Consider the following 26,839-nt stretch of genomic DNA (forward strand, 5'->3'; position numbering starts at 1 on the left):
TCACCGGACACCGGTGCCCGGCGCGCCCCGGGCGGGTGGAGGATGGGGGCATGGAGACGTCGACCTTCGTCTACGACGGCGACTGCGCCTTCTGCAGCCGCTGCGCCGAGTTCATCGAGCGCCGCATCCCGACCGGCGCCCGCGTGCTGCCCTGGCAGTTCGCGGACCTCGCCGCGCTCGGCCTGACGGAGGCCGAGTGCGAGGAGGCGGTGCAGTGGGTCGGCGCCGACGGCTCCCGCGCATCGGGCCCCGACGCCATCGCCAGGCTGCTGGGCGACAGCGCGGCGCTCTGGCGGGCCGCCGGGGCCGGCCTGCGCTTCCCGCCGGTGCGGGCGGCCGCCTGGCCGGCGTACCGCTGGGTGGCCCGCAACCGGCACCGGCTGCCCGGCGGCACCGCGGCGTGCTCGCTGCCGCAGGAGGCCCGGGAACGCCTCTACGGCCCGACCGGCCGGCCCAGCGCCGGCTCCTGACCGGGGCGGCCGTAGACCAGCTCGGTCAGGTGGCGGCATCCGGGATTCCGGAAACCGGCCACCTCGGCGCGGTGGAGTCGATCGAGCAGGCTACGGCGTGGCCGGGCCGACCGCCGGCTCCGGGCCGGTCAGGGCGGTCGACGGTGAGGCGTCGTCCGGGGCGGCGGGCCGGCCTCGGCGGGCGAGGAGTTGACGCGCCCACACCACCGGGCGGACCTTCTCCAACGGCAGGAAGCTGGTCATCGCCACCAGGTGCGGGGCGAACGAGATGGTGATCGTCGCGACGGTGACCAGGTGGAACGAGTAGAAGAAGCCCACCGTCGCCAGCCGCCACCGTGCCGGCAGCACGAAGACCGCCGGGCTGAGCAGCTCGAAGGCGAGGATGCCGAACTGGGCGACGATCAGCAGGTGCGGCACCTGGGCGATCAGGTCCGCCAGGTCGGTGCCGCGTCGGATGATCGCGCGCGCCAGCACCGACCCGGTCGCCCAGTCCAGCCCGCCGAAACGGAACTTGGCCCAGGCCGCCAGGAAGTACGTGCAGATCACCGCGATCTGGGTGACCCGCAGCGCCCAGCCGCCGGCCTCGGTGCGGGTGGGGTCGCCGTGGCGGGCCCGGCCGGCGGTGGGGAGCGCGGCCAGCGCCACGAGCAGCCCGACCCGGTCGTGGTCGACCTTGCCGTAGCTCATCGCGACGATCATCCACTCGAAGTAGAGCGCGAAGACCGTCCAGCCGAGCAGCCGGGGCGCCCGTCCGGTCGCGGCGAGCAGGGCCAGCACCAGCAGCGCCCAGAAGATCGCGCCGACCAGCGCCGGGGTGGGGGTGGGCAGCGGGAGCAGCCGGCCGATCAGCAGCGGGTGGTACAGCTCGCCGGGCACGTCGACCCGGGTGCGCACCCAGGGGGTGAAGACGACCAGGTCCGCGGCGACGAAGAGGTAGACCAGGGTGCGGAAGGCGGCCACCCGGCCGCGGGGCACCGCCTCGGTCAGCCAGCCACTCACCGGTCGGCCTGCCAGCGCACGGCGGTCTCGTCGGTCCACCGGCCGGTCGGGCGGCCGTCCCAGATGCCGTACCAGCGGATCACGATCCGCACCTCGACCAGCGCGGGCGCGGCGGGGTGCCGTTCGGCGTACGCGTCGGCGACCTGGCGCAGCAGCGCGGGGTCGGCGGCGTAGCGGCCCTGCTGGCCCTCGATTTCGGCGCGCCGGATGCCGGTGGCGTCCTGGCCCAGCTCGACCACCGCGCCGGTGCGGTCGACGCCCTCCACACGGGTGTCCGGGGCGGGGGCGTCCGGCGGGTCCGAGGTGGAGTACATCCGGAACGGCCCGAACGGGAAGTCGTCGTCGGTGCCCCGGACGGTGCCGACGAGGAGCAGTGCCAGTCCGAGCGCGGTCACGCCCAGCCGGACCGCGCGCCCGCGGGTGGTCAAGGTCTCCATCGGTTGGGGACGATACGGGATCGGGGCACCCGAAAGGCGTCCTTCCGTCGTCTACTCCTCGCTGACCGTGTCGGCGGCCCGGGCGTCCGGGAGGCGGCAGTGAACCTGCGGAAACGGCACCGGCCGGGCCCCCGATCGGGGACCCGGCCGGTGCCGGAGCGGTGGTGGATCAGTGCTTGTGCTCCGCCATCTGCTTGCGGACCTCGTCCATGTCGAGCTGCTCGACCTGCTCGATCAGGTTCTCCAGCGCGGACTCCGGCAGGGCGCCCGGCTGGTTGTACACGATCACGCCGTCCTTGATCGCCATCACCGTCGGGATCGAGCGGATGTTGAACTTGGCACCCAGCTCCTGCTGCTCCTCGGTGTCGACCTTGCCGAAGACGATGCCGGGGTGCTTCTCCGACGAGCGCTCGTAGACGGGGGCGAACCGCTTGCACGGGCCGCACCAGTCGGCCCAGAAGTCGAGCAGGACGATGCCGTCGCTCTCGGTCACCTCGTCGAAGTTGGCCGTGGTCAGCTCAACCGTTGCCATTGCACTCTCCGATCAGCGCGGATTACCTACGTCCACTGGAACCAGGGTGGGTGTCGTCGAATTCCCGGCGCTGGCGTGCCGAAACGCCGGGTGACGGAACGGTGACCGGCAGCGGTATCGAACGATATCCGTGTCTCCCGATCTGCGGAGCGCAAGTGCACCAGACACTTGCGTGACGAGCCGTGATGGGAGCGTTCCCAAGGAGATCCACCCGATAGAACGCTACGAATCGGTAACTTGGGCCTTGACATGGAGCGATCAGGTCCGCAGAGATCGCTCCCACGGGCGGCACCGGTAACTCTGAGTAGTGTTACAAAAGGATAAATGTGACGCCCGTCTCTGTCCGGCCGGTATCGGCGTACGGCAGAATCTGTCGCATCAGAGCGTGGGCGGCGGGTGCCGGGGAGGGCCCCGCCGCTCATTGCGTCTCCCCCCGGTTGTGGTCGATGTGACATTTCCTCGCCACCAGCGCCCCGGGCGTCGCCTTAACAAGCGGTAAGGCATGCTGTGCCGAACTCCATCGCCGCCCGTCGAAGGGGACAAGGATGCAGTTCGGCCGCTACTACGAGGAGTTCGAGGTCGGCGCGGTCTACCGGCACTGGCCGGGCAAGACGGTCACCGAGTACGACGACCACCTCTTCTGCCTGCTCACCATGAACCACCACCCGCTGCACATGGACGCCCACTACGCCGAGACGGCGAGCCAGTTCAAGCGCAACGTGGTGGTCGGCAACTACATCTACTCGCTGCTCCTCGGCATGTCCGTGCCGGACGTGAGCGGCAAGGCGATCGCCAACCTGGAGATCGAGTCGCTGCGGCACGTGGCCCCGACCTTCCACGGGGACACCATCTACGGCGAGACGACCGTGCTGGACAAGCGCGAGTCGTCCTCCAAGCCGGACCGGGGCGTGGTCGCGGTGGAGACCCGCGGCTACAACCAGGACGGCACGCTGGTCTGCGTCTTCCGCCGCAAGGTCATGGTCCCCAAGAAGGAGTACGCGGCCGCCGCCGTGCCCGAGGGCGTCGACCCGGAGCGGCCGAGCTTCCCCGAGCCGCGCTGACCCCCCGGACGACCCAGGGGCCCCTTGCCCGCCGCGTTCCGGTGGGGAAGGGGCCCTTTCCGCGGTCCGGGGCATATGCTGACGCCGGAGGTCCCCATGAGCCACTCCGTCGCCGGAGAGCCGCCCTCTGCCGGACGCCGTGCCGCACCGCTGACCACCGCCGTCTACTCCGCAGTGGAGTGGGACCTGTTGACCGGCCTGCCGGGCCGGGTCCTCGTCGCCGCCGCCTCGCCGGGCCCCGGGCGTCCGCCCCGGGGGGTCACCGCCGGGCTCGCCGGTCTGGACGCCGTGGCCGCCGGGCGGGCCTTCGACAGCGACCTGGTCCGGGCCGTGGTGGCCGCGATCTACGCCCGCCACGACGGAACCTCCACCGCGGCCGAGCGGCTCACCGACGTGGTCGACCTGCTGGCCGCCTGCCGGGCGGCGGTACGCGTGCTGGATCGCCGCGCCGACCCGGCGGACTCGGCGGCGTACCGGCAGTGGGTGGAGTCGGTCGCGGCGCGGGTCTGCCGGGCCGCCGCCGGCGAGTCGAGCCCGGCCGACCTGCGGTTCCTCGACCGGCTCGGCGGCGCGCTGGGGCTGCGCTGAGCTCGCGCCGCCCGCGGCTGCTCCCGGGTCGCGGCCAGCCGACCGTCCGGGGCGGGCCGCTCGCGGACCTCGGAGAACCGCAGCTCGTCGGCGTCCCGGCTGGTCGGGAACCCTCGTCGCGGCCGTGGCCGGCAGGGGCCGTACCCTCTGGAAACCGTGACCGGTGACCAGCTCGACGTGGGTGTGGGGCCGTGGCCCGGCGACCTGCCGGACGACCCGCGGTACGACCCCGAGCTGCTCGCCGAGGGCGACCGGCGCAACGTCGTCGACCGCTACCGGTACTGGCGGCGGGAGGCCGTGGTGGCCGACCTGGACCGGCGTCGGCACGACTTCCACGTGGCCATCGAGAACTGGCAGCACGACTTCAACATCGGCACGGTGGTCCGCAACGCCAACGCCTTCCTCGCCGCCGAGGTGCACATCGTCGGCCGGCGGCGGTGGAACCGGCGGGGCGCCATGGTGACCGACCGCTACCAGCACGTCCGGCACCACCCCACGATCGAGGAGTTCGTCGACTGGGCGGCGGCCGAGCGGCTGCCGATCGTCGGCATCGACAACCTGCCGGGCTCGAAGCCGCTGGAGAGCACCACCCTGCCACGCCGCTGCGTCCTCCTCTTCGGCCAGGAGGGCCCCGGCCTCTCCGACCCCGCCCGGTCCGCCTGCGACCAGCTCTTCTCCATCGCCCAGTACGGCTCGACCCGCTCGATCAACGCCGGGGTGGCCAGCGGTATCGCCATGCACGCCTGGATCCGCTCGTACGCCGGCCCGCCGCCGGACTGACCCGCGGGTCTCCGGCCGCCCGTCGGGCTGAATCCCCCGGCCGGCCCGCCGGCTCCGCCGTCGGGCTGAATCCCCCCGCCACCCGGCCGCTCCGCTTGACGGGCCGGCCGTGCGGGGCGACGGTGGGGGTGTGAGTGTCGCGGTGAGTTGTCCGAGATGTGCGGGGCCGGTGCGGGAGCCGGACCTGATGCACGGTGAGTCACGCTGCCTGCGGTGCGGGCCGGTGTCCCCGCTGCACGTGCCCGAGCACATCGGCGCCGAGATCGTGGCGAGCGTGGTCGAGCAGGTGGTGGCGGCCGCCGACCCGCCCGACCGGCCGGGCGTACCACTCTGGTGCCCCTGGCCGCTCCCGCCCGGCTGGACGCTGACCGGGGTGGCGTGGGCCGGGGACGAGCGGAGCGGCGTCCGGGCCACGGCGGTGGCCTGCGCCGGTCCGGCCCCCCTGGACGGTGGACCGGCCGACCTGCTCTTCGTGGCGGAGGAGCCGGGCGTCGGCCTGGGCACCCGGTTCGCCGGCATGCCCGGGCCGGACCCGGGGCCCGAGCTGGCGGCGGCGTTGACCGACCCCGGCCCTGGTCACGCCGAACGCGTGCCGCACGCCAAGATCCGGGTGGGCGGTCATCCCACTCCACTGTGGCTGGTGAATTCCCCGACAGATCGAAGCGCGTACGCCGGCGAGGCTCGGGGAATGTGGCTGCATGCGATAGCCTGGCCGGCGAGTGCGGGTCACCTCCTCGCGGAAGAAGTCGTGCTGCACGACCTCGCCGAGTGGACTCCGCCTGAACTCGTGTACGGCGCACCATCTCCGTACCTGCACGGAGCGGCCTGACCGGCCGTTCCGGGCGAGTCGGAGCGCATACGCAGATATTCACTGTACGACACCATGCTGATACTCTGGGTGCCAGTGCGGTAAACGGACCCGGCTCCGCGCGAGAGGATGGCCCGCTATGAAGAAGGTGCTCACCTGGGCCGGTATCGCATTCCTGATCTTCTTCGTTGCCTACCGGCCGAGCTCCGCCGCCGACGTCTTCAAGTCCCTCGGCGGCGGCATCATGGACATCGCTCAGGGCTTCGGCGACTTCTTCACCAGCCTGGTCGCCTAGCCGCCGATGGGAAGCCCCTCCGGCCCACCCTTCGATCCCGACGATCCCGACCGGGAGCGCCGGGAGCGCGACACTGAGCCGATCCCCCGGATCGGGCCCGACGACGGTCCCGGCTACGGCGCCGGCCCGAGTCTCGGCGACGGTCCCTCCCTTTCGGACGACGTCGGCTACGGCGCCGGGCCGGGCTACGCCGGTGAGGGCCGCTCCGGCCGGGCCTGGATCCGGGATCCGGAGGCCGGCTACCAGCCGCCGCAGATCTCCGAGGACGAGCTGGCCGGGCTGCGCGCCGACGCGGCCGGCATGGCCCCCCGCCGGGTGCTGCCGCTCGAGGACGAGCCCAGCTCGCTGGTCGCCCGCTACCTCTTCCCCACCGAGCGGTACCGGGGCGAGTGGAAGCGGCACTGGATCCACCTCTCCACACCGATCATCGTCGGCATCGCGGCGACCTTCGTGCTCGGCTACCTCTCCGGCTTCCTCGCCGGGCGGGACGTGGGCGCGCTGACCACCGTCGCGGTGCTGCTCTGGTTCGCGGTGATGGGCTGGGTCGCCTGGCGGGTCGCCGACTGGTGGTACGACCGCTTCATCCTCACCAACAAGCGGGTGATGGTGGTCAACGGGATCATCACGCGGCGGGTCGCGATGATGCCGCTGGTCCGGGTCACCGACATGAAGTACGAGCAGACGCCGAGCGGCCGGGCGCTCAACTACGGCACCTTCGTGCTGGAGTCCGCCGGCCAGGAGCAGGCCCTCCGCGAGATCAAGAACCTGCCCAACCCGAACGAGCTCTACCTGCGTGTGGTTGAAGAGATGTACGAGCCGCAGGCGGTCGAGGCGCGGTTGGGCAAGGAGGCGGACGAGGCCAAGGCCGACGACGGGGCGTGAAACTTTTCGTCCGAACATCGGATGAACAGCGCACCATTTGCCGTCGACCCGACCACCCCGGTCGTGGCAGCCTGCCATGAAGGACGGGGCGCGGAGGTGAGCGGTGGCGAGCAGGGATCCGCTGGAGGAGGAGTTCCGCGAGTTCGTCGCGGCCCGCTCCGGCGCCCTGCTGCGCACCGCCTACCTGCTCGCCGGGGACTGGGCGACCGCCGAGGACCTGCTCCAGACCGCGCTGACCAAGACCTACCTGGCCTGGAAGCGGCTCGGCGGGATCGACGCCATCGAGCCGTACGCCCGCCGGGTCCTGGTCAACACCTCCACGAGCTGGTGGCGGCGGCGCTGGCACGGTGAACGCCCCACCGACGTGCTGCCCGAGCGGGCCGGGGTCGACGAGATCGAGCAGCAGCTCGACCGCGACGCGCTCTGGCGGCACCTGAGCGCGCTGCCCGCCCGGCAGCGGGCCGTGCTGGTGCTCCGCTTCTACGAGGACATGTCCGAGGCGCAGACCGCCGCCCTGCTGGAGATCTCGCCGGGCACCGTCAAGAGCCAGACCTCGCGGGCGCTCTCCACCCTGCGTCGCCGGCTCGGCTCCCAGGCCGCCCTCGGCCTGCCGGCCGAGGACGCGACGCCGCCCGCCCGGCCGGCACCGCGTACCCCGGAGCACCCCCGACCCGCGGCGGCCCGGACCCCCGCCGCGACCCGGACCCCCGCGGCGGCCCCGACCCCCGCGACCGCTCCGGCCGCGCCCGCGGTCCGGCCGGCCGCCCGCTCCGGCCGCGCGGCCGCCGTCCGGTCCGCCACCGTCCCGGCGGAGACCCGATGAGCCGGACGCCGAATCCCTGCGACAACCAGACCGAGGGTCCGGAGCGTCCATTCGCCGTGACGCAGGACGAGCTGGAGCGGGCGCTGCGGGAGACCTTCGCCCGCCGGGTCGCCGCGCCGGGGCCGCTCGCCGCCGACCCGGCCGCCCTCGCCATCGGCCGGGCCAACCGGATGGTACGGCGGCGCGCCCTGACCGGTCTCGCCCTGGCGGGGGCGGCCACGGTGCTGGTCACCACGGGCATGGCACAGCTCGGCGACCGGCCCGGCCGCCAGGGCGTCCCGGCCGTGGTGCTCGGCGATCCCCGCACCGTGCCGGCGTCGCCGCTGCCGACCGCGTCGCTGCGCACGCCGCCGCCGAAGGGCCCCGTCCGGACCGAGCTGGATCTCATCATCGGCTCCTGGCTGGAGGGCAACGGCGGCGAGCGGCGGGAGCTGACCGGGGTGGGCCCGGTCGAACGGGCGCAGCGGGTCGCCGACTACGGCGGCTTGCTGGTCACGTCGGTGGCCACCGCCGCCGGTCGTACCCTCTGGTGGGTGCCGCCCAACGGCAGCGCGCCGCAGGTGCTGCTGGCCGGCGCGGACGCGGTCGCGCTGGCCCCCGACGGACGGCAGGTCGCCTGGCGCGACGGCCGGGACGTGTTCGCCGCCGGCCTGATCGGTGGTCAACTCCTCGCGACCACCCGCACGCCGGCCCCGGACGGCGCGGTGCCGGTCGGCTTCGCCGGTGACGCGGTCCTGGTCCGCCAGCCCGGGCAGGGCGGCTTCACCGTCTGGCCCCGGTTGGCCGGCGCACTGCCGTCCACCGCCGAGCGGAGGGTGCTGAACGTCTACGGCGTGCTGCCCGACGGCCGGGTGGTCGGCCAGGTCTCCGCCGGTACGCCCCGGCGGCCCTGCCTCGCCCTGCTCGACCCGGCCCGCGGCCTCGCCCCGGTACGCACCGGCTGCGGTCCGGAGCTCGGCACCGACGGCCGGGGCGGGGTCTCCGCCGACGGGCGGTGGCTGCTGGTGAACGGGGCCGGCAAGGGTGCGCTCCTGGTCGACCTGGGCACGCTCGGCTCGACGGTGTCGGCCCGGGCCGCCGGGCCGGCGGTGACCGACGTCGTGGCCTGGACGTCGACCGGGACCGCGCTGCACGTCGACGGCGCCGGCGGGCTCGTCCGGGTGCGGGTCGAGCGGGTGCTCGCCGGTGAGCGGCCCGGCGCGGCACCGGTCGACGGCGTTCCGCCCGGCGACCGGCCGGTCCTGGTCAGCGACACCGTCTCCTGACCCTCCCGGCGGACCGGCGGCGCCCGGCCGGGACCGGTAGCGTCGGCGGATGACCGCGGCGCCCCGGATCGACCTGCACACCCATTCCACCGCCAGCGACGGCACGCTCAGCCCCGCCGAGCTGGTCCGGGCCGCCGCCGACGCCGGGCTCGACGTCGTGGCCGTCACCGACCACGACACCACCGCCGGCTGGGAGGCCGCGGTACGCGCGCTGCCGCCCGGGCTCACCCTGATCCGCGGCGCGGAACTCTCCTGCCGCTGGTTCGGCGTCGAGCCGGCGATCCCGCTGCACCTGCTCGCGTACCTCTTCGACCCGACCGAGCCGGAGCTCGTCGCCGAGCTGGCCCGGGTGCGGCTGGCCCGGGAGGTGCGCGGTGAGCGGATCGTACGGCTGCTGCAGGCCGACGGCATCGAGGTGAGCTGGCCGGAGATCCTGGCCGGTGCGGCCGGCGGGACGGTCGGCCGCCCGCACATCGCCCAGGCGCTGATCCGGGCCGGGCTGGTGGCGACCACCACCGAGGCGTTCGGGCCGGACTGGCTGGGGGAGCGGTACCGGCTGCCCAAGGAGGACATCGACGTCTTCCGGGCGGTGGCGCTGGTCCGGGCGGCCGGCGGGGTGCCGGTCTTCGCCCACCCCCGGGCCACCCGCCGGGGGCGGATCGTGCCGGACGAGCTGATCGTGGAGCTGGCGGCGGCCGGGCTCGCCGGCCTGGAGGCCGACCACGAGGACCACTCGCCGGCCGAGCGGGCCCACGTCCGCGGGCTCGCCGCCGAGCTGGGCCTGCTGGTCACCGGGTCGTCGGACTTCCACGGCACGCACAAGACGGTCCGGCTCGGCGCGCACACCACCGACCCCGGGGCGTACGAGCGGATCGTCGCCGCGGCTAGCGGGGTGACCCCGGTCGCTTCAGGCTGAACCGTCTGGACGCCGCCGCTACCGTGTCCGGGTGGATCTCAAGCTCTTCGGAGAGGTCTTCGTGACCCTGCTGGTGATCGTCGACCCGCCGGGCATGATGCCGATCTTCCTCGCGCTGACCGGGCCGCTGCCCGCCCGGGAGCGGAATCGGGCGGCCTGGCAGGCCGTGGCGCTGGCGCTCGGGGTGATCGTGATCTTCGCGGTGGCCGGGCAGACGCTCCTCGCCTACCTGCACGTCGAACTGCCGGCATTGCAGGCCGCCGGCGGGCTGCTGCTGATCCTGGTCGCCCTGGAGCTGCTGACCGGCAAGGCCGACGACCCCAGCCAGCAGGTGACCTCCAACATCGCCCTGGTGCCGCTGGGCACCCCGCTGCTGGCCGGGCCGGGCGCCATCGTCGCCACCATGCTCTTCGTCCAGCGGGCTGGCGGCCTGGCCGACTACACCGCGATCGCCGCCGCGATCGTCGCGGTCATGGTGGCCGTCTGGGTGGTGCTGCGCTTCTCCGGCGTGATCGTCAAGATCCTCCGGCCGGGCGGGATCGAGGTGCTGACCCGGATCGCCGGCCTGCTGCTGGCCGCCATCGCGGTGCAGCTCATCGCCGACGCCATCGCCGCCTTCGTGACCCAGTACCTCACCATGCGCTGACCGGTCCGGCCCGCCGCCCGCCCGGATGTCGTACCGGGGTGGCAGGATCTCAGGCGTGCGACGACCCTCCCCGACCGGACGACCGGGCACCGGCGGCCGCGCCCCCCGGCCGCGCGCCGAGCAGTCCGAGCAGCTCGGCTTCGAGGGCATGCCGGAGCGGCTCTTCGTCTGCACCCCCAGCAAGCTCGGCGCGTACGCCGACTGCCCGCGCCGCTACCGCTACTCCTACGTCGACCGTCCGGCGCCGCCGAAGGGCCCGCCGTGGGCGCACAACTCGCTCGGCGCCAGCGTGCACACCGCCCTGAAGAACTGGTACGCGCTCGCCCCGGAGGGCCGCCGGCCGGAGGCCCTGGCCACCCTGCTCCGCGGCACCTGGGTGCGCGAGGGCTACCGCGACGACGAGCAGGAGCGGGACGCCTACCGCCGGGCGCTGGCCTGGCTGGAGTCGTACGTCGCCGGCCTGGACCCCGGCGACGAGCCGGTCGGCGTGGAGCGGGTGGTGGCGGTGAAGACCGGGGTGCTGGCCTTCAACGGCCGCGCCGACCGGATCGACTCCCGACCCGGCGAGGACGGCCCGGAGCTGGTCATCGTCGACTACAAGACCGGCCGCACCGGCCTGGACGCCGACGACGCCCGCGGCTCGCAGGCCCTCGCCCTCTACGCGTACGCGGCCGAGCGGGTGTTCCGCCGGCCCTGCCGCCGGGTCGAGCTGCACCACCTGCCCACCGGCACGGTCGCCGCGCACGACCACACCCCCGAGTCGCTGGCCCGCCAGCTCAGCCGGGCCGAGGAGACGGCCCGGGACATCATGGCCGCCGAGCGGGCGGTCGCCGAGGGCGCCGACCCGGACGAGGCCTTCCCCACCACCCCCGGGCCGCGCTGCGGCTGGTGCGACTACCGGCGCGCCTGCCCGACCGGCGCGCAGACGCCGGGCAAGGACCCGTGGGCGGCCGTGGAGCGCGCCGACCAGGACTGACCCGGCTCAGGCGGCCTCGGTGGTGGCGGTCAGGCGGGCCGCCCGCTCCTTGGCGGCCTGCTGCAGCGGCCCCTCCCGATAGCGGCGGGGCAGCGCGGCGAGGGCGAGCCGGAGCGCGCGGACGCTCAGGTCCGCCGAGAGCGCGGTGGTCGGCAGCCCCAGACCGCCGTACATCCGGCGGGCCCAGGCCGGGAGCAGCCCCAGCGCGGTGCCGGCGATCCCGAGGTACGCCCACCGGGCCGGACCGAGGTGCAGGCCGAGCTTGACCGGCAGGCTGAGCTTCCACGGAATCGGCGGGGCGGTCAGGAAGAGGGCGATCTCGGCCGCCTCCCTGGTCATCCGCAGGTCGCCCCGGATCCGCCGGTAGTAGTCGTCCACCTCGGCGGCGGTCCCGGGCACCCCCGCCGGGTCCAGCCCGACCAGGGCCGCCGCCCGCCGCTGCTCGGTGTAGTAGCCGTCGACCTCGTCGTCGGTCAGGGCCAGCCCGGCTCGCCGAGCCGTGCTGACGAAGGACTCGACCTCGGTGACGTGCACCCAGCGCAGCAGCTCCGGGTCGTCGATCCGGAACTCCTCGCCGGTGAACGGGTCGCGGGCCCGCAGCCGGGCGTGCAGCGTACGCAGCCGGCGGCCGGCCGCCTCCGCCTCGGTGGTGGTGCCGTAGATCGTGGTCGCCACGTAGGTGGCGGTGCGGACCAGGCGACCCCACGCGTCGGTCTGGTAGCGGCTGTTCTGCGCCACCCCCGCCATCGTCCGGGGATGCAGCGCCTGCAGGTAGAGCGAACGCAGGCCGGCGACGATCAGGATCGGCTCCTCGTGCACCTTCCACGTGACCGATCCCGGTCCGAAGAGGCCGAGGTCATCGGAGTCCACCGCCCAAGAGTGCCACGCGGCGGCACCGCACGCCGCGAGCCCGGTCCGTGCTCGGCCGGGCGGACGACGTCAGTCGTCGGCGGAGCGGCGGGCCTGGCAGGTGGGGCAGAGACCCCAGAAGGTCACCTCCGCCTCGTCCACCTCGAAGCCATGGGCGGTGTTCGGGTCGAGGCAGGGGGCGCTGCCGGTCGCGCAGTCGACGTCGGCGATCTCGCCGCAGCCCCGGCACACCACGTGGTGGTGGTTGTCCCCGGCCCGGGCCTCGTAGCGGGCGGGACTGCCGGCCGGCTCGATCCGGCGGGACAGCCCGGCCCGGGAGAGCGCGCCGAGCACGTCGTAGACCGCCTGGGTGGAGACCGAGTCCAGCCGTTCGCGGACCCGGCGGGTGATCTCCTCGACCTCCAGGTGGCCCCCCGCGGCGAGCACGTCCAGCACGGCGAGGCGCGGTCGGGTCACCCGCAGGCCCCTCGACCGGAGCAGCTCCTCACCAATGGACATGACGTAATGACAGCACGGGCTCACCGGGGCGACAAGGGAGCCGGGACAGGGGTGGCCCGGGCCACAGCCGCCAGGAGGCCCCGACTCCCGGTGAACCGCGACCCCCGGCCCGGCGTGTATCGGAGTGACGAACAGCGACGGCCGTCACAGCGTCGTACGCTGATCACCAGCGGTATCCGTCCACTCGCCGGAGGTGTCGGTGTTCAGGGAAGTCAATGGTCTGCCGGGTCATGTCCTGGTCATCCACGCCGTCGTGGTGCTGGTACCGCTGCTGGCACTCCTCTCCGTCGGGTACGGGGTGCTGCCCAGCTGGCGATCCCGCTTCGGTTGGGCGGTGGCCGTCCTCGCCGTGCTGACCCCGATCGTCACCTTCGTGGCCACCGAGTCCGGCGAGGCGCTGGAGGAGGTGCTCCGGAGCCGGGGCTACCCGCCGGAGAGCCTGCAGAAGATCCAGGAACATTCCGAGTACGGCGAGACCCTGCTCTGGCTCACCATCGGCCTGGCCGTGGCGGCCCTCGTGCTGCTTCTCGTGACCAGCGGGCTCGAACGGGTGCGGGTGCTGCCCTCCTGGCTGGCCTGGGTGCTCACCGGGGGGGTCGTCGTCCTCGCGGTCTTCGCGCTGGTGTACGTCTATCTCACCGGGGACAGCGGAGCCAGGATGGTCTGGAGCGACATCGTCTGACGCCGGCCCGGCTCAGAAGATCACCCGGGAGCAGAGCAGGCAGACCAGGAGGACCAGCACTACGGCGGCCACCGCACCGACGCCGTAGGTGAGCCGCTCGGCCTGCTGCTCGGCGCCGTCCATGCCGGCCATGTCCTGCGGCGGGAGCTGTCGCGGCGGCGGCACCTGCACGTGCACCGGCGGTCGCCAGCCGGGCGGCGGCGGCACGGTCGGCGGGGGACCGGCGTACCCACCCGGCGTGGCGCCCGCGGCCGCCACGCCGGCGCCCGGGCCGGCCGTGGGCCCACCGGCACCCGCACCCGCGGTCGGCTCGCTGGTCTCGTCGGTCGGCGGCTGGTCCGGCGGTCGCCGCCAGAACTCGTCCCCGGGGCTGGCTCCGCTCGGCGTCGTCACGCCGTCCGACGCTACCAACGGCTCGGCCGGCCGGCCGCCCGACGCGGCAGGGTTGTCCGGGTGGGTCCTCCGTCGCCGCTGCGTGACGCGCGACGTCGTCCCTGGACGGCGGTATCCTTGCCGCTCGTGAGCACCGAGGACCCCGGCGTGCAGGGCACGCGCGGCGACGACGACCGTACGGTCGACCTCAGCGACGACTTCGTGGTGTTGCCCGAGCAGACGGCGGACGACACCGACCGTGGCTGGGGCGAGCGGGCCGGCGGCAACGACGACTGGCTGCTCGCCGAGCGCCCGCCGCACTGGGACTGATCAACCCGTCCCGAAACCTGGCGCGACCGGCCCGTCCCGGGCCCGACGACCGGTTCAGCCTCGGACGACCACGGCGAACCGGCTCCCCTCGGGCAGGCCGACGGCGCGCTGGGCCTGCTCGGGCCTGAGCGCCAGGTAGAGCGCCGACGAACCGTCGACGGCGTCCGCACCCACCACGTCGAGCACCAGTGCCCGGGCGGCGACGAGGACGGCCGCTCCGGCCGCCCCGCCGGCCGGTACGACCAGCAGGTCCACCCGGGCACCCGGCCGGAGCACCGCGAGGGCGGCCGGCTCGGCCAGCCGGACCGGTACGCCCACCGCGCCGTCGGGCAGCGGCAGGGCGCCGCCACGCGACCCGGGCGGCGTGGCGGCCGGGCTGGCCGACGCGGTCGGGCCGAGTGCGGCCGGAGCCGCCCCGGGTGGGCAGCCGGACGGCGTCCGCAGGACGGCGGCGGCCAGGCCGAGCAGCATCGCGACGAGCGTCACCCGGAGCAGGGTCCCGCCCCGGGGCAGCCCGCGCCAGCGCACCGGACGCAGTGATCCCTCGCTCGCCGTCACGCCAGCGCCTCCCCGCCTCGGCCGCCCGGCGCCGCCATCCGGACAGCGCCCGATCAGCAGGTTAGGTGCGGGAGACCCGGGAGGCAGGGCCGGAGCCGGCCGCCTGTGGACAACCGGCCCGCCTGTGGACAACCCCCGCGTCGGCAGGGCATGTGCTACGCCCGAGCGGATCCGTGGGCTGGCCGGGCCGGCGGGCTCAGCGCCGGTGGCGGCGGGAGCCGATCGGGCGGGTCCGGGCGGATGATCGACACCGGATCGCCGACATGGGGGTGTCCACGGGACCTGACTGCCCCCATGTCGCCGTCCTCGAGTGGATCATGGCCGAAGGCGAGCTGGCGGGCAGCCGAACGCGAGCCGGCGGGCGCCGGCTCGCGCGGCCGGGGTCAGGACGAGGAGCTGGAGGTGCTGGCGGCCGGGGTCTTGGCGGACCCGCCGCTGGTCGAGCTGGAGGAGCCGGTCGACGAGCCCGTCGACGAGCCGCTCGACGAGCCGGAGTCGCCGCCGGAGGAGGACTCCGACTTGGCCGGCTTGCTCGGGGTGCTCGCCGCGGTCTCCGCGCCCGAGGAGCGCGAGTCGGTGCGGTAGAAGCCCGAGCCCTTGAAGACGATGCCGACCGAGTTGAAGACCTTGCGCAGCCGCCCCTCACACGCCGGGCACTCGGTCAGCGGCTCGTCAGAGAAGGACTGCACCGCCTCGAGCTGCTGGCCGCACGCGGTGCAGGCGTACTGGTACGTGGGCACGTTCTCCTCCGGATCTGGCACGGCCGGTTGGCACTCGACGTATTCGAGTGCCAATGGTGCGTCATCGGGCCCGGGTTCGTCCAGCGGAAGCGGGCGGTCCCACACCGGGTGCCTCCGCAAGGGTACGCAGCCCGCCGGCGGGCGTTATCGCGGCGCGGACCGGGCGGTCGTGCGGCTGGGCGGGGACGCTCGCCACCAGCTCCCCGTCGTGCAGCAACGCCACCGTGACGGTCGTCACGGGCACCCGGGCCAGCGCCCGGTCGTACGAGCCGCCGCCGCGGCCCAGGCGCCGCCCCCGGTGGTCCACCGCGAGGGCCGGGACGACCACCAGCCCGGCGTCGGCCACCGCCGACCGCCCCAGCGGGGGGCCCGTGGGCTCCCGCAGCCCACGTCCGGCCGCCACCAGCGACTCCGGGTCCGTGTACGCCGCCCAGTCCAGGTCCAGGTCGTCGCGAAGCACCGGCAGCAGCAGCTCGGCCGCCGGCTCCAGCGCCGCCCGCAGCACCGCCGGCAGGTCCGGGCCGCCGGGTTCCGAGCCGACCGGGACGTACGCGGTCATCCGGGTCGGGCGGAGCCGGCGTACCAGGGAGACCAGCTCGGCCTGGACGCGCGCCGCGGCTTCCACCCGCTCGGCAGTGGTCAACGACCGGCGGTGGGCGAGAAGTGCGATCCGCATGTCCCGCTTCGCCTCATGCGTCACATCCGCTCCATCAGAAAATTCCGGCACGCAACACTCCTGACGCAACGCTTGCCTCTCCGTCGCTCTGTGTCAGCATCGCAGCAACGGGCGCGGAACTTCCGGGGGGAAGCTTGACGCTACGCGGGCGGTTGACGGCAGCCTTCCTCGCGGTGGTGCTCGGCCCCGTCCTGCTCGGCGCGTTCTTCGTCGGCTCGACTATGTCGGCCGTGGACCGGGGCCGCTCCACCGAGCGGCTCGGGCTGGCCGCCGCCGGGGTGCGTACCTCCGTGGACGCCCTCTGCCAGCAGCTGCGCGCGGCGGCCGACGCGGTCGCCCTGGTCGCCGACCCCACCGCGCGGCCCGGCGCGGCGGTCCAGGTGGTCGGCCGCGGCCTGGCCGCCGCCGTCCGGATCGTCGACACCGCCGGCCGGACCACCTACGCCACCCCCGGCGGGCCGGCCGAGCCCTGGCAGGACTGCTCCGGCGCCCCGCCGGCCGCTGGACCGGTCCGTGTCCTCGCCGCCCGGGTCCAGCTCCGCGACCCCGTCGGCGCCGACCTGGGCACGGTCGCCGCCGCGCAGCCCGTCGACCCGGCGTTCGTCGCGCGCCTCGCCGCGGTGACCGGCGTCGCGGTCACCCTCCTCGACGACGCCGCCGGCCCCGTCCGGGTCAGCCACACCACCGAGAACCGGGAGGTACGCGCGGCGGTGCTCGCGGCCGCCGACCGGATCGACGGGGACCGGGTCACCGAGACCGGCGACGGCCGGTACGTCCGCCGGGTCGGCCCGGCCCCGGGGCAGCCGCTGCCGCTGGTGCTCTCGGTCCCCGGGGAACGCCCACCCGGCCTCGACGCCGCGCTGGTCGGCGCGGTGGTGCTGGCCGCGCTGCTGGCGGTGCTGACCGCCTGGCGGCTGGCCCGGGTGACCACCCGGCCGCTCGTGGAGCTGGCCGGCGCGGTGGACCGGGTGGCGCACGGCGATTTGAACACCCGGGTGCCGGTGCGCAGCCGGGACGAGATCGGCCGGCTGGCCCTCGCCTTCAACCGGATGACCCGGGAGACCAGCACCTACGTGACCGCGCTGACCAGCAGCCGGGACCAGCTGCGCGGGCACCTGGCGGTGCTCGGCGACACCCTGGCCAGCACCCACGACCTGCAACGCATCCTGCGGGTGATCCTGCACAGCGCCATCGCGGCGACCGGCGCCCGGGCCGGGGCGGTGCTGCTGCTCGACGGCGGCGGTGTGCTGGTCGGCCAGTGCGCCGAGGGGCTGGAGGGGCGCTGGCCCGTCGACGACCCGGCCGACGCGGCGACGCTGCGGGTGCCGGTCGGCGCGGGGGTCGTCGGCGCGGTGGTCGCCACCGGGGAGCCGCTTCGCGGCCGGTGGGAGCCGGCGACCGCGCCGACCGGGGAGCCGCTGTGCGAGACGTACATCGCGGTGCCCTTCGCGGCGCCCGGGGCGACGGAGCTGGGCTGGCGCGGCGGCCCCGACCGGCCGGGGCACCCGCCGGCCGGCACCGACGGCGACGGCGGTGCGGCCGGCGGCGGGACGCTCGGGGTGCTGGCCCTCTACGACCGGGTCGGCGCCGACGAGTTCGACGACGACGACCTGGAGACGCTGCGCACCTTCGCCGGGCACGCCGCGGTCGCGGTGGACAACGTGCGGGTGCACGAGGAGGCGCAGCGGCTGTCGCTGACCGACCCGCTCACCGGGCTGTGGAACTACCGCTACCTGCGCGAGTCGATCCGCCGGGAGGTGGAGCGGGCCAACCGGTTCGGCCGGATGCTCAGCGTCCTGGCGCTGGACCTGGACCGGTTCAAGGACGTTAACGACACCTGGGGCCACGCCGCCGGGGACGCCGTACTGGTCGAGTTCGCCCGCCGGGTACGCGGGGAGATCCGCGAGGTGGACCTGGCCTTCCGGCACGGCGGCGAGGAGTTCGTGGTGCTGCTCCCGGAGACCGACGCCCGGGGCGCGGCGATCGTCGCCGAGCGGCTCGGCGCGGTAGTCCGGGGCAGCCCGGTGCCGGTGGACGGGCACTCGGGCGAGCCGGTGCTGGTGCCGGTGACCGTCTCCATCGGCATCGCCGTCTACCCCGACCACGCCGCCACCGGCCAGCAGGTGCTGGACGCGGCGGACGACGCCCTGTACGCGGCCAAGGCCGCCGGCCGGGACGGCTACCGGTCGGCGCAGCCGCCGGACCCGGCGCCCACGCAGGAAATTTCGGTGGCGGCCGGAGCGGTCAGTCCGCCGGACGGACTGCCCCGGGCCGGTGCCGTGGATGCCGCGGCCGGGCCCCCGGGCGGCGCGTCTTCCGGTCCTCACCCGCCGCGGCAGAGCCGTGGCCGATAGTCTCGCGACATGTCGGAGCACTCAGCGAATCCCTCAACGACCGCCGCGACCGGTCGTCCGCGCGCGGTCAAGGCGGTCATTCCGGCCGCCGGCCTGGCCACCCGGTTCCTGCCGGCCACCAAGGCGGTGCCGAAGGAGCTGCTGCCGGTGGTCGACCGGCCGGTGCTGCAGTACATCGTCGAGGAGGCCACCCAGGCCGGCATCGGCGACGTCCTGCTGATCACCGGTCGCGGCAAGACGTCGATGGTGGACCACTTCGACCGCCGGCCCGACCTGGAGGCCAAGCTGGAGGAGAAGGGCGACGAGAAGACGCTCGCCGCCGTCCGGCGGCCCAGTGAGCTGGCCGAGATCTACACCTGCCGCCAGCCGGAGCAGCTCGGCCTCGGCCACGCCGTCGGGTACGCCGAGTCGCACGTCGGGGACGCGCCCTTCGCGGTGCTGCTCGGCGACGAGTTCGTCAAGCCGTCCGAGCCGCTGCTGCCGGCGATGCTGGAGCTGCAGGCCCGCACCGGCGGCGTCGTGCTGGCCTTCTTCGAGGTCGACCCGGCCGAAACCAAGCGCTACGGCATCGCCTCCGTCGAGCCGGCCGAGGGCGAGCTGGCCGACGTCGGCGAGGTCGTCAAGGTCACCGGCATGGTGGAGAAGCCGAAGCCGGAGGACGCGCCGAGCAACCTGGCCGTCCTCGGCCGGTACGTGCTGCCTGGGAAGATCTTCGACGCGATCCGGCGGACCGAGCCGGGCAGCGGCGGCGAGATCCAGCTGACCGACGCGATGGAGCTGCTGCGCACCGAGGGCACCCCGGTGCACGCCATCGTCTACCGGGGCACCCGCTACGACACCGGCATGCCGCTGGGCTACCTCCAGACCGTCGTCCAGATCGCCGCCGAGCGGGAGGACCTGGGCGCCGAGTTCCGCAAGTGGCTGGCCGAATTCGTCAACACCGAGGCGTCGGGCGGTCCCAGTACATGACCGCGACGGCCGACGCCGAGGCGGCCGCGAACGAGTTGACGCCGCTCGCCGACTACCTGGGCAGCGTGCTGCGCAGGTTACGCGCGCTGCCTCCGCTCGACCTCGACCTGACCCAGGCGTACGGCAACGTCCTCGCCGAGGACGTCGTCGCGCCGCACTCGTTCCCCGCCTTCGACCAGGCGGCGGTGGACGGGTACGCCGCGCGCTGGGAGGACATCTCCGGAGGGAGCCGGGGGCCGGGATACGTCCCGGCCCCCTCCGGCACGCCCGGCGGTCACAGCATCCGGCTGAACGTGGTCGGCGACCTCGGCGCGGCGAGCTGGCGGCCGGTCCGGCTCACCCCGGGCTCGTGCTTCTCGGTCGCCGCCGGGGCGCCGCTGCCCGTCGCAGCGGACGTGGTGGTCCCGGTGGAGTGGACCGACCAGGGCATGGCCGCGGTGGAGATCTTCCGCGCCCCCAAGCGGGGGTACGGCGTCCGCCGCGCCGGTGAGGAGCTGCCCGCCGGCACCCTGCTCGCCCGCGCCGGCACGTACGTCTCGCCGGCGCTGGTCGCCGTCTTCGCCGCCACCGGCATCGGGCACGTGGTGGTCCGGCCCAGCCCGCGGGTGGTCATCGTGGCCACCGGCGACGAGCTGGTCGACGTGGGCCGGGGCAGCCAGCCCGGCCAGGTGGTGGACGCGAACTCGCACGCGCTGACCGCCGCCGCGGCCGAGGCGGGCGCGCTGGCGTACCGGGTGGGAATCTGCGACGACGACCCGGAGGGGCTGCGCGGCCTGCTGGAGGACCAGACGCTGCGGGCCGATCTGATCATCACCACCGGCGGCACCGGCACCGGCCCGGGCGACATGGTCCGCCGGATCCTGTCCCGCCGGGAGGGCGGCCGGGCCGGGCCGGCGACCTTCACCGATGTCGCCCTCTATCCCGGTACGGCCCTCGGATTCGGTACGGTCGGCGCCGAGGAGGTGCCGGTGGTGTGTCTTCCCGGTGAGCCCGGCGCGGCGCTGATCGGCTTCGAGGTGCTGGCCCGGCCGGCCATCCAGCTGCTGGCCGGCGCGGAGCCGGTGTTCCGGCCCAGCGTCCGCGCGCACCTGCTGGAGACCGTCTCCTCCCCGGTGCGGCTGCGCGAGTTCCGCCCGGCGCACGTGGCCGAGCGGCGCGGCGGCGGGTACACGGTGCAGCCGCTCAGCGGGGGGCCGTTCACCCTCTCCGGCCTCGCCGAGGCGAACGGGCTGCTGGTGCTCGGCGAGCGGGTCACCACCGCGGCCGCCGGCTCGACTGTGGACGTGCTGCTGTTGGACCGGCGCCGGTGAGCGCGAGGAGCGAGCTTGCGAGCCCCACGGTCGCGAACGGAAGGCCAGCTCGGTGAGCTGGTTCCAGCGGCCGCCCGGGTGGCCGGCGGTGCTGGTGGACGGTCCGGTGGTGCTGCGGCCCTACCGGCGCTCCGACGCGGCCGCCTGGGCGGAGGTGCGGCGCGCCAACCGGGCCTGGCTGTCCCCTTGGGAGTCCCACCTGCCCGGGAGCTGGAACGAGTCGAACTCGCCGGCCGCGTTCCGCTACGTCCACGCCGACCAGCGCCGCTCGGCGCGCACCGGTGACGGCATGCCGTTCGCCGTCTGCCTGCGTGAGCAGGGGCGGGAGCGGCTGGTCGGCCACCTCAACATCGGCAGCATCGTCCGGCGGGCGTTCTGCTCCGGGTACGTCGGGTACTGGGTGGACTCCAGGGTGGCCGGTCGCGGGGTGATCCCCACCGCGGTGGCGCTCGCCGTCGACCACGCTTTCGGTCCGGGTGGGCTGCACCGGGTCGAGGTGAACATCCGGCCGGAGAACCGGCCGTCCCGGCGGGTCGTGGAGAAACTCGGCTTCCGCGAGGAGGCGTACCACGTGCGCTACATGCACATCGACGGCGCCTGGCGGGACCACATCGGATACGCGATGACCAACGAGGAAGTGGCCGCCGAGGGCGGGCTGCTGGCCCGGTGGCACCGCGTACGTGACAGCGCGGGGTGAAGCGTCCCACCCGCGACGCCCGGCGCGGCGCACGGTCAACCCGGTCGGGGGCCCGTAACCTCAAGTAACTGCAAGCTGTGGCAAGCGCCGCCCGCCCGCAGGATCTGCGCCGTGGACGACCATCCGGAGAAGATCCTGCGGCCGACCGGCGATTGCCTCGAACTCGGTGACGGGAGGGGTGAGGGTGCCGACCTCGGTGCTCCTCGCCGTCCTCGCCGCCGCCGGCCTGCTCGCCCTCGCGCCGGCGCTGGTCCGCCGGTACGACGCCACCGAGCGGTTGGTGGCGGAGCGGGCGCAGTCGACGGCGCGGGTGCTCCAGCGCCGCCGGCGGCGCCGCACTGTGCCGGGACGGCGCCCGGTCAACCCGTCCCGCTCCCTCGTCGTCACACTGAGTGAGGATGCGAGCACGGGGAGTCTGGCAGCCCCGGTCTCCGCCCCACCCGCCCCGCGCCGCCCGAACCGGCTGCGCGCGGTGCCGCCCGCCCCGAACCGGTCCCGCCGACGGCACCCGCCGAAGCGGCGCCGCCACACCCCGGCGATCTACCGCCGCCGCCGGGTGCTCGCCGCGCTGCTGCTGCTCAACTTCGTCGAGCTGATCGGCGTGGTCCTGGTCAGCCCCGGGTTCTGGATCAGCGTCTCGGTCACCGGCGCGCTGCTCGTGGCGTACGTCGTACACCTGCGGCAGCGCGCCCTCGCCGAGCGCCGGCGGCGGCGCGCGGAGGCCCGGGAGGCGGCCTGGCTGGCCGCCCGGCAGGCCGAGGTGCGCCGCGAGCAGGCCCGCCGCGCCGCCGCCCGCCGGGAGGCCCAGCGCCGCCTGGCCGCCCAGCGGGAGGCAGTCCGCCGGACGGCGATGGGCCTCGACCGCCCCGCCGACCTCCCCCCGGCCGCAGCCGCGGGTGGCTCGGTCTCCTACCGCCGCACGGGCGGCCTCCGAGGCCGCCCCTACCAGTCCGGCCGCAACCCACACTCCGCCTGACCCCCGGCCGCGTTCCGGTTGATCCACTCCGTGCGGGGACATTGCGGTATCCCGGTGCCTGGGACACCGCAATGTCCCGCCCACCGAGTCGATCAAGGTAGAGGCTGTCGGAGGGGCGATTCGCGGCGAGGGCCGCAGACCTGTTAGCCTTGTCGCCGGCCCGCCCGGTGAAAGCCGGGTGGGACCGATGCCGGTTCGCCGGCGGAGGGGCTGTGGCGCAGACCGGTAGCGCACCTCGTTCGCATCGAGGGGGTCAGGGGTTCAAATCCCCTCAGCTCCACCAGTAACACCATGGGGCAGCGGAAACGTTGCCCCATGATCGTTTGGCACAGATCCGGCACAAATCACGGGAGATCCGGGGATTTCCCGGAGCGGTGACGCTTGGCGCTCGCGTCGCGGAGCGCGCTGCTGATGATGTTGCGACGGCGGTCTTTTTTGGGCCACCAGTGGACGTAGGTCTCCAGGGTGATGCGCAGGCTGGAGTGCCGTAGCGCGTTCTGCACGTCGGTGTGAGAACTTTCTGTACGGGATCAAGGCGGCCCGCTTCGCAGGCCGCTCGCGCCGCCGAACCTGGGCCGGGCCGATGGCCCGCCGCCGCGCCTCTGGCCTTCGGCCGCCAGCGCGTCGGTGATAGCCCGCCGGCGGCGCGACATACGACGAAGCCCCGAGCCGCCTAGATCAGCAGCACGGGGCTAGTGTTTCGTAATTGAGATCGTTTACATGGTTTGGTGTTACTTCATGCTGGTTGGCACTGGTGTGTGGGTTTGACGCGGGAGCAGCGGCCGAATCCGCGATTCGCGCCGGCGACGATGGTTGTTTTTCCCTGGAGTTGCATGTCGTGAAGCTCTTTCGTTTCAGGTAGTCGATTTGTGGTATTAGGCCGGTGCACCTCGTGTCGAGCAGCACCAGTCAGGGTCAGGCGGGTGCGGGCAGCGTGCCGAGAACGCTTTCGACGCGGAGTGCCAGGGCAAGAAGCTCTTGGTCGTGGCCGTGTGCGCCGTTCAGTTCGATCCCGATCGGCAGTCCGCTGCTGGTCAGCCCTGCCGGAAGACTGATCCCCGGGATGCCGGCGCCGCTGGCAGGAACCGTGTTCTTGGACAGGAAGAGATGCGTCACGGCTTCACCTGCGACGCTGAACTCCCACTGGTCAGCGATGGCCGGCGCGGGCGCAGGGGTGGTGGGGAAGATCAGGGCGTCGAAGCCGTCTCGTGCGAACACATCACCGAGCCGCTGCTGCAGCTTCGGACGGTCGACGGCGAGAGTGGCGGCGTACTCCTCATCCGAGAGGTAAGCGGGGGCGCACGGCACGACGGTGGCGCTCCACACTGCGTGGAGTTGCGGCTTGAGTCCGTTGTAGACGTCGTCGAACGAAACCGGGTAGTCGTTCTCGCGGAGGAACTGGGTCACGGCCTGCTGCGTCTCACGGAGGAACAGGTTCCACGCCGTCCGGTCCGCAAGGTCGGAGAAGTCGTCTCCGAGGTCGATCTCGACCACTTCGGCGCCGGCGTCGCGCAGGCGGCGCACGGTCTCCCAGAACTGCTGCTCGACGTCGGGATCGACGAGCTTGAGATAGTACTTGGGGGCGTAGGCGAATCGTGCACCAGTGAGGCCAGAAGCCTCAGACGGGGAAACGATCGCGCTGCGCCCGACGATCTGGTCGACCAGGATGCAGTCCTCGACGTTGCGAGCCAGGAGCCCTGTGGTATCGAGCACATGTGAGACCGGGGCTACTCCGCCGCGCGGCCACCGCCCGGTGGTCGGCTTGTAGCCGACGACGCCGGTCAAGGCCGCGGGGATCCTGATCGAGCCAACAGTGTCCCCGCCGAACGACGCCGGCACGATACGAGCGGCGACCGAGGCGGCCGAACCGCTTGAGGATCCGCCTGACAGGTGGTCCCGCTTGTACGGGTTCAGCACCTGTCCGTACTCGTCGTTGTGGCCGGTGACCCCGTACGACATCTCGACGAGGTTGTTTTTGCCGAACACGATCGCCCCGGCGGCTTTGACGGCGGTGACGGCCTCGGCGTCCGCCTCGGGAACGAACTCCTTGAGGGCCTTCAGGCCGAGCGTGGTGGGAAAATCCCGCGTCTGGTAGCTGTCCTTGATACCCACCGGGACACCGAGCAGGGGTGCCGTGGAGCCCGCGGCGCGTGCCTTGTCAGCAACGTTGGCCGCCTCGCGCACAGCCGATTCGTCGATCGTGATGAACGAGTGGATATCCGAGTTCCTGCGTGCTTGGCGAAGGAGTGCGGCGGCGTAGGACTCGGCGGTGGTGTCGCCGCGGCGGATCGCGGCGGCGGCAGCCGCGACGCCGAGCTCTACGAGCTGGGTGTCGCCGGCTCGTGCTGTGTCATCGAGCATGATTTCTTCCTCTGGATCGTTGTGGGGCCGATTCGTCGCGGTCACTGGTTCACCGGACCAGCGAAGAGCGTGTCGGGTACGGGCACATCGAGGACCTGGAGCAAGTGGATGACTTTGCGGTCCAGTTCTTCCCCGACAGCCGTGATTTCCGGGGTGTCGAAGCTGGAGAACCGAGTGCTGGGCTGATCGATTGAGAACCGAGTGATGCCCAGCTCGTCGCGATGGATCGCTGCCCGCAACGGGGCGTAGAGCATCACTGCCGGATCGTGCCGGTACATCCGCTCGGCGATGGCGTGGTTGCCCATCAGGTAGGAGGAGCAGTCACCTGCGTCCCCGGCGAGCTGCATGGTCCCGCCGACGTCGGTGCTCCAGAACCGCATGAAGCCGTGCGGGGCGTTCTCCGCTGCCGCGCGGAGAACAGTGTCCCAGTCGGCCCGGTCGGCGCGCAGCCGCTCCATTCGCTTCGTGTCCAGCACGGGCACGGCGGCCTCGTATCGAGCACGGAAGTCCGCGAAGAACGCTCCGGTGTCGATCGACCAGCGGACGACCTGATGGGGGACGGAGGTGAAGGTCTGGTCAGACATTCGGTGCTCGCTCCTCTCGAGTTCGTGGCAGCGGCCCCGGGGCCCCTCGTAAGTATCCTTCCAATCACGGTTAATCTTGCGGCGGACCGTATAGCCAGTTCTGCGTCGCCATTTCACGCGGGACGCCGCGCTCTCCCTGACAGCCCTTATGTGGGTGGGCGCGAGCTCGTCGGCGAGGGAAATTGCGTGTTCCACGAGTTCATTGATGTCGACGTCCTCCGGTCCCCCGGTTTCATCGATTCGGGCATTGATGAACCGCAGCAAGATCGATTCTTCTTCCTGCATCGGACGCCTCCACAGCAAGTAGGCAGCCGAACAGAATACACCCACAGCAGAGGAACCTCTACTCGATCCGAGGGCCGAGGCAGCGAGGCCCTGGCCAGACGGGAGGCTCGGCAAGAGGTACGCCTCCGGCGGGGCCTCGGGCACTCCGGGATGGTGGGCGCCATCCCGACAACCTTCGTCCGGGCAGAGCCGAGCGGGCAGGGCCTGCCCGGTCAAGGTCGTTCAGCCGCTGGGTGCTCCACCTTGACCGGGCAGGCCCCACCCGCTCCACAGTGTGCGGACGAAGGCCGACGGGATGGCTAGAGGCCACAGCCGGGGGAGGGGCAGCGGAAGATCATCGGGCACAGATCCGGCACAACTGCGACCGGCAAGCCGTGTCAAACGTCGGAAGGACTTGGCGGCGGCTGTGCAGGTCGCGGCGCAAAGGTGTCTGACTCATGATGATCTCTTCCCGCAGAAGGTGTATGGGGTTCAAATCCCCTCAGCTCCACCCCAGGTCAAAGGCCGTTTCCGCTAGTCGGAGACGGCCTTTTTCGATCCTGTACAGCAGCGGGATACAGCACCGCCCCCGGGCACGCAGACCGGGGGCGCCACGTTGTGCCGGTCAGCTCGTGAAGTTGTCCCTCGCGTCCCGAGCGTCCTCCTGGACGCGACCGCCGGGCTGCCTGCCCTGGGCCTCATCCCGCCGCATCACCCGCTCCGCCTCCGACCGGTCGTCCTGGGTCATGTCGCCCATCCGCGCCCTGGCAGCGCCGGCCACCCGCTCGACCTTTTCGTTCGCCCTCTCGAAGCTCATGTCGCCTCCGTGTCGTTTGGCGGACCGCGGAGCTGTCCGCGCCCTCCTGACCCGCGTCCCCGCCCGTCCGTGGGTGAAAACCCTGGTCAGCTACCGAACTGGTCACCGAGGTGCCGTCTGGTCGCCTCCGACGGGGCCTCGCTGTAGATGTTCATGGTCACGGCGATCTGGCTGTGCCGCAGGATCTGCATGGTGACGCGGTGGTGGACGTCGAGCGCCACCGGCAGGGACGCGCAGGTCCGCCGGGTGGTGTGCACGTGCCGGTGTGCGGAGCCGCGTCTGGCCGCACGTCCCGTACGGCCG

General features: G+C 73.4%; 33 protein-coding genes and 1 tRNA gene. 20 read left to right on the forward strand and 14 right to left on the reverse strand.

Annotated elements, in window-relative coordinates; genetic code table 11:
- Positions 1 to 50 precede the first annotated feature (50 nt).
- Positions 51 to 470 carry a thiol-disulfide oxidoreductase DCC family protein gene (locus tag EV384_RS07455; protein WP_130331358.1) on the forward strand — a complete coding sequence of 140 codons (420 nt, stop codon included), beginning with the start codon at positions 51 to 53 and terminating at the stop codon, positions 468 to 470.
- A gap of 90 nt (positions 471 to 560) precedes the next feature.
- Here the strand turns inward: EV384_RS07455 and EV384_RS07460 are convergent, their stop codons facing one another.
- The 3 genes from EV384_RS07460 to trxA form a co-directional block, all read right to left on the reverse strand.
- Entirely contained in the window at positions 561 to 1,469 is a 909-nt protein-coding gene (locus EV384_RS07460; protein ID WP_242623976.1) for an HTTM domain-containing protein, read from the reverse strand.
- The gene (locus tag EV384_RS07465) at positions 1,466 to 1,906 is read right to left on the reverse strand and encodes a hypothetical protein (protein WP_130331360.1); all 441 of its coding nucleotides are present in this window, start codon (positions 1,904 to 1,906) and stop codon (positions 1,466 to 1,468) included. Before EV384_RS07465 ends, EV384_RS07460 begins: the two co-directional genes overlap by 4 nt.
- Positions 1,907 to 2,075: 169 nt before the next feature.
- Complete coding sequence (gene trxA, locus EV384_RS07470) at positions 2,076 to 2,438, reverse strand: thioredoxin (protein WP_130331362.1); 363 nt, start codon at positions 2,436 to 2,438, stop codon at positions 2,076 to 2,078.
- Positions 2,439 to 2,983: 545 nt separating this feature from the next.
- On the opposite strand from trxA, the gene EV384_RS07475 reads away from it, so the two are divergent.
- The 11 genes from EV384_RS07475 to EV384_RS07520 all read left to right on the forward strand — a co-directional run bounded on the left by EV384_RS07475 (position 2,984) and on the right by EV384_RS07520 (position 11,478).
- The gene (locus EV384_RS07475; RefSeq protein WP_109800684.1) at positions 2,984 to 3,499 is read left to right on the forward strand and encodes a MaoC family dehydratase; all 516 of its coding nucleotides are present in this window, start codon (positions 2,984 to 2,986) and stop codon (positions 3,497 to 3,499) included.
- Positions 3,500 to 3,595: 96 nt separating this feature from the next.
- The gene (locus EV384_RS07480; protein WP_130331364.1) at positions 3,596 to 4,087 is read left to right on the forward strand and encodes a hypothetical protein; all 492 of its coding nucleotides are present in this window, start codon (positions 3,596 to 3,598) and stop codon (positions 4,085 to 4,087) included.
- Between the two features lie 156 nt (positions 4,088 to 4,243).
- Positions 4,244 to 4,867 carry a TrmH family RNA methyltransferase gene (locus EV384_RS07485; RefSeq protein ID WP_130331366.1) on the forward strand — a complete coding sequence of 208 codons (624 nt, stop codon included), beginning with the start codon at positions 4,244 to 4,246 and terminating at the stop codon, positions 4,865 to 4,867.
- Positions 4,868 to 5,009: 142 nt separating this feature from the next.
- Positions 5,010 to 5,696, forward strand: a complete 687-nt coding sequence (locus EV384_RS07490) for a DUF6758 family protein (protein ID WP_341273618.1) — start codon at positions 5,010 to 5,012, stop codon at positions 5,694 to 5,696.
- 118 nt (positions 5,697 to 5,814) lie between these two features.
- Positions 5,815 to 5,970 (forward strand): hypothetical protein, encoded by a 156-nt coding sequence (locus EV384_RS34715; RefSeq protein ID WP_165439887.1) that lies wholly within the window; start codon positions 5,815 to 5,817, stop codon positions 5,968 to 5,970.
- A gap of 6 nt (positions 5,971 to 5,976) precedes the next feature.
- Entirely contained in the window at positions 5,977 to 6,852 is an 876-nt protein-coding gene (locus tag EV384_RS07495; RefSeq protein ID WP_130331370.1) for a PH domain-containing protein, read from the forward strand.
- Between the two features lie 103 nt (positions 6,853 to 6,955).
- Positions 6,956 to 7,675: a SigE family RNA polymerase sigma factor gene (locus EV384_RS07500; protein WP_130331372.1), complete on the forward strand. Its 720-nt coding sequence runs from the start codon at positions 6,956 to 6,958 to the stop codon at positions 7,673 to 7,675.
- Positions 7,672 to 8,940: a TolB-like translocation protein gene (locus EV384_RS07505; protein WP_130331374.1), complete on the forward strand. Its 1,269-nt coding sequence runs from the start codon at positions 7,672 to 7,674 to the stop codon at positions 8,938 to 8,940. Before EV384_RS07500 ends, EV384_RS07505 begins: the two co-directional genes overlap by 4 nt.
- A gap of 49 nt (positions 8,941 to 8,989) precedes the next feature.
- The gene (locus EV384_RS07510; protein ID WP_130331376.1) at positions 8,990 to 9,856 is read left to right on the forward strand and encodes a PHP domain-containing protein; all 867 of its coding nucleotides are present in this window, start codon (positions 8,990 to 8,992) and stop codon (positions 9,854 to 9,856) included.
- A gap of 31 nt (positions 9,857 to 9,887) precedes the next feature.
- On the forward strand, positions 9,888 to 10,502 hold the full coding sequence (locus EV384_RS07515; RefSeq protein ID WP_130331378.1) for a MarC family protein: 615 nt from the start codon (positions 9,888 to 9,890) through the stop codon (positions 10,500 to 10,502).
- Between the two features lie 148 nt (positions 10,503 to 10,650).
- The gene (locus EV384_RS07520; RefSeq protein ID WP_242624443.1) at positions 10,651 to 11,478 is read left to right on the forward strand and encodes a RecB family exonuclease; all 828 of its coding nucleotides are present in this window, start codon (positions 10,651 to 10,653) and stop codon (positions 11,476 to 11,478) included.
- 6 nt (positions 11,479 to 11,484) lie between these two features.
- Here the strand turns inward: EV384_RS07520 and EV384_RS07525 are convergent, their stop codons facing one another.
- Both EV384_RS07525 and EV384_RS07530 read right to left on the reverse strand, forming a co-directional pair.
- Positions 11,485 to 12,348 (reverse strand): oxygenase MpaB family protein, encoded by an 864-nt coding sequence (locus EV384_RS07525; protein ID WP_130331390.1) that lies wholly within the window; start codon positions 12,346 to 12,348, stop codon positions 11,485 to 11,487.
- Positions 12,349 to 12,417: 69 nt separating this feature from the next.
- The gene (locus tag EV384_RS07530; RefSeq protein WP_130331392.1) at positions 12,418 to 12,846 is read right to left on the reverse strand and encodes a Fur family transcriptional regulator; all 429 of its coding nucleotides are present in this window, start codon (positions 12,844 to 12,846) and stop codon (positions 12,418 to 12,420) included.
- Between the two features lie 199 nt (positions 12,847 to 13,045).
- On the opposite strand from EV384_RS07530, the gene EV384_RS07535 reads away from it, so the two are divergent.
- The gene (locus EV384_RS07535; protein WP_130331394.1) at positions 13,046 to 13,528 is read left to right on the forward strand and encodes a DUF2231 domain-containing protein; all 483 of its coding nucleotides are present in this window, start codon (positions 13,046 to 13,048) and stop codon (positions 13,526 to 13,528) included.
- 12 nt (positions 13,529 to 13,540) lie between these two features.
- Here the strand turns inward: EV384_RS07535 and EV384_RS07540 are convergent, their stop codons facing one another.
- Positions 13,541 to 13,921, reverse strand: a complete 381-nt coding sequence (locus EV384_RS07540; RefSeq protein ID WP_130331396.1) for a hypothetical protein — start codon at positions 13,919 to 13,921, stop codon at positions 13,541 to 13,543.
- Positions 13,922 to 14,047: 126 nt separating this feature from the next.
- On the opposite strand from EV384_RS07540, the gene EV384_RS07545 reads away from it, so the two are divergent.
- Positions 14,048 to 14,230 (forward strand): hypothetical protein, encoded by a 183-nt coding sequence (locus tag EV384_RS07545; RefSeq protein ID WP_130331398.1) that lies wholly within the window; start codon positions 14,048 to 14,050, stop codon positions 14,228 to 14,230.
- Positions 14,231 to 14,284: 54 nt separating this feature from the next.
- Here the strand turns inward: EV384_RS07545 and EV384_RS07550 are convergent, their stop codons facing one another.
- From EV384_RS07550 to EV384_RS07560, 3 genes are all read right to left on the reverse strand, one after another.
- Positions 14,285 to 14,788, reverse strand: coding sequence for a flagellar biosynthesis protein FlgA (locus tag EV384_RS07550; protein WP_130331400.1), 504 nt, complete (start codon positions 14,786 to 14,788; stop codon positions 14,285 to 14,287).
- A 383-nt stretch (positions 14,789 to 15,171) separates the two neighbouring features.
- A complete protein-coding gene (locus EV384_RS07555) occupies positions 15,172 to 15,549 on the reverse strand; it encodes an FmdB family zinc ribbon protein (protein WP_242623977.1) in 378 nt (125 codons plus the stop codon).
- Between the two features lie 40 nt (positions 15,550 to 15,589).
- Positions 15,590 to 16,255 carry a 5-formyltetrahydrofolate cyclo-ligase gene (locus EV384_RS07560; protein ID WP_130331402.1) on the reverse strand — a complete coding sequence of 222 codons (666 nt, stop codon included), beginning with the start codon at positions 16,253 to 16,255 and terminating at the stop codon, positions 15,590 to 15,592.
- 83 nt (positions 16,256 to 16,338) lie between these two features.
- Here EV384_RS07560 and EV384_RS07565 point away from each other — a divergent pair, with 83 nt between their 5' ends.
- From EV384_RS07565 to EV384_RS07590, 6 genes are all read left to right on the forward strand, one after another.
- The gene (locus EV384_RS07565; protein WP_207232260.1) at positions 16,339 to 18,558 is read left to right on the forward strand and encodes a diguanylate cyclase; all 2,220 of its coding nucleotides are present in this window, start codon (positions 16,339 to 16,341) and stop codon (positions 18,556 to 18,558) included.
- 9 nt (positions 18,559 to 18,567) lie between these two features.
- On the forward strand, positions 18,568 to 19,527 hold the full coding sequence (locus EV384_RS07570) for a UTP--glucose-1-phosphate uridylyltransferase (RefSeq protein WP_130331404.1): 960 nt from the start codon (positions 18,568 to 18,570) through the stop codon (positions 19,525 to 19,527).
- Entirely contained in the window at positions 19,524 to 20,837 is a 1,314-nt protein-coding gene (locus tag EV384_RS07575; protein WP_130331406.1) for a molybdopterin molybdotransferase MoeA, read from the forward strand. The genes EV384_RS07570 and EV384_RS07575 overlap by 4 nt, the downstream gene beginning before the upstream one ends.
- An 88-nt stretch (positions 20,838 to 20,925) precedes the next feature.
- Complete coding sequence (locus EV384_RS07580) at positions 20,926 to 21,534, forward strand: GNAT family N-acetyltransferase (protein ID WP_207232567.1); 609 nt, start codon at positions 20,926 to 20,928, stop codon at positions 21,532 to 21,534.
- Positions 21,535 to 21,712: 178 nt separating this feature from the next.
- A complete protein-coding gene (gene sepX, locus EV384_RS07585; protein ID WP_207232568.1) occupies positions 21,713 to 22,510 on the forward strand; it encodes a divisome protein SepX/GlpR in 798 nt (265 codons plus the stop codon).
- Positions 22,511 to 22,716: 206 nt separating this feature from the next.
- Positions 22,717 to 22,793, forward strand: a tRNA-Ala gene (locus EV384_RS07590).
- Between the two features lie 61 nt (positions 22,794 to 22,854).
- On the opposite strand, the gene EV384_RS35285 is transcribed toward EV384_RS07590, so the two are convergent.
- The 5 genes from EV384_RS35285 to EV384_RS34720 all read right to left on the reverse strand — a co-directional run bounded on the left by EV384_RS35285 (position 22,855) and on the right by EV384_RS34720 (position 26,793).
- Positions 22,855 to 23,013, reverse strand: a complete 159-nt coding sequence (locus EV384_RS35285) for a hypothetical protein (protein WP_207232261.1) — start codon at positions 23,011 to 23,013, stop codon at positions 22,855 to 22,857.
- Positions 23,014 to 23,425: 412 nt separating this feature from the next.
- Positions 23,426 to 24,916, reverse strand: a complete 1,491-nt coding sequence (locus EV384_RS07595) for an amidase family protein (RefSeq protein ID WP_207232262.1) — start codon at positions 24,914 to 24,916, stop codon at positions 23,426 to 23,428.
- Entirely contained in the window at positions 24,913 to 25,740 is an 828-nt protein-coding gene (locus tag EV384_RS07600; RefSeq protein WP_207232263.1) for a DUF302 domain-containing protein, read from the reverse strand. Before EV384_RS07600 ends, EV384_RS07595 begins: the two co-directional genes overlap by 4 nt.
- Before the next feature lie 604 nt (positions 25,741 to 26,344).
- Positions 26,345 to 26,536, reverse strand: coding sequence for a general stress protein CsbD (locus tag EV384_RS07605; protein ID WP_130331412.1), 192 nt, complete (start codon positions 26,534 to 26,536; stop codon positions 26,345 to 26,347).
- Between the two features lie 86 nt (positions 26,537 to 26,622).
- Positions 26,623 to 26,793 carry a site-specific integrase gene (locus EV384_RS34720; protein WP_207232264.1) on the reverse strand — a complete coding sequence of 57 codons (171 nt, stop codon included), beginning with the start codon at positions 26,791 to 26,793 and terminating at the stop codon, positions 26,623 to 26,625.
- Positions 26,794 to 26,839 lie beyond the last annotated feature (46 nt).

Source organism: Micromonospora kangleipakensis, assembly GCF_004217615.1.
GTDB classification, from domain to species: domain Bacteria; phylum Actinomycetota; class Actinomycetes; order Mycobacteriales; family Micromonosporaceae; genus Micromonospora; species Micromonospora kangleipakensis.

Excerpts from the sequence above, each read along its gene's own strand:
- EV384_RS07455 (WP_130331358.1), top strand. The coding sequence starts at position 51 with ATGGAGACGTCGACCTTCGTCTACGACGGCGACTGCGCCTTCTGCAGC.
- EV384_RS07465 (WP_130331360.1), bottom strand. The coding sequence starts at position 1,906 with ATGGAGACCTTGACCACCCGCGGGCGCGCGGTCCGGCTGGGCGTGACC.
- trxA (WP_130331362.1), bottom strand. The coding sequence starts at position 2,438 with ATGGCAACGGTTGAGCTGACCACGGCCAACTTCGACGAGGTGACCGAG.
- EV384_RS07475 (WP_109800684.1), top strand. The coding sequence starts at position 2,984 with ATGCAGTTCGGCCGCTACTACGAGGAGTTCGAGGTCGGCGCGGTCTAC.
- EV384_RS07480 (WP_130331364.1), top strand. The coding sequence starts at position 3,596 with ATGAGCCACTCCGTCGCCGGAGAGCCGCCCTCTGCCGGACGCCGTGCC.
- EV384_RS34715 (WP_165439887.1), top strand. The coding sequence starts at position 5,815 with ATGAAGAAGGTGCTCACCTGGGCCGGTATCGCATTCCTGATCTTCTTC.
- EV384_RS07495 (WP_130331370.1), top strand. The coding sequence starts at position 5,977 with ATGGGAAGCCCCTCCGGCCCACCCTTCGATCCCGACGATCCCGACCGG.
- EV384_RS07505 (WP_130331374.1), top strand. The coding sequence starts at position 7,672 with ATGAGCCGGACGCCGAATCCCTGCGACAACCAGACCGAGGGTCCGGAG.
- EV384_RS07510 (WP_130331376.1), top strand. The coding sequence starts at position 8,990 with ATGACCGCGGCGCCCCGGATCGACCTGCACACCCATTCCACCGCCAGC.
- EV384_RS07520 (WP_242624443.1), top strand. The coding sequence starts at position 10,651 with ATGCCGGAGCGGCTCTTCGTCTGCACCCCCAGCAAGCTCGGCGCGTAC.
- EV384_RS07530 (WP_130331392.1), bottom strand. The coding sequence starts at position 12,846 with ATGTCCATTGGTGAGGAGCTGCTCCGGTCGAGGGGCCTGCGGGTGACC.
- EV384_RS07570 (WP_130331404.1), top strand. The coding sequence starts at position 18,568 with ATGTCGGAGCACTCAGCGAATCCCTCAACGACCGCCGCGACCGGTCGT.
- EV384_RS07575 (WP_130331406.1), top strand. The coding sequence starts at position 19,524 with ATGACCGCGACGGCCGACGCCGAGGCGGCCGCGAACGAGTTGACGCCG.
- EV384_RS07600 (WP_207232263.1), bottom strand. The coding sequence starts at position 25,740 with ATGCAGGAAGAAGAATCGATCTTGCTGCGGTTCATCAATGCCCGAATC.
- EV384_RS07605 (WP_130331412.1), bottom strand. The coding sequence starts at position 26,536 with ATGAGCTTCGAGAGGGCGAACGAAAAGGTCGAGCGGGTGGCCGGCGCT.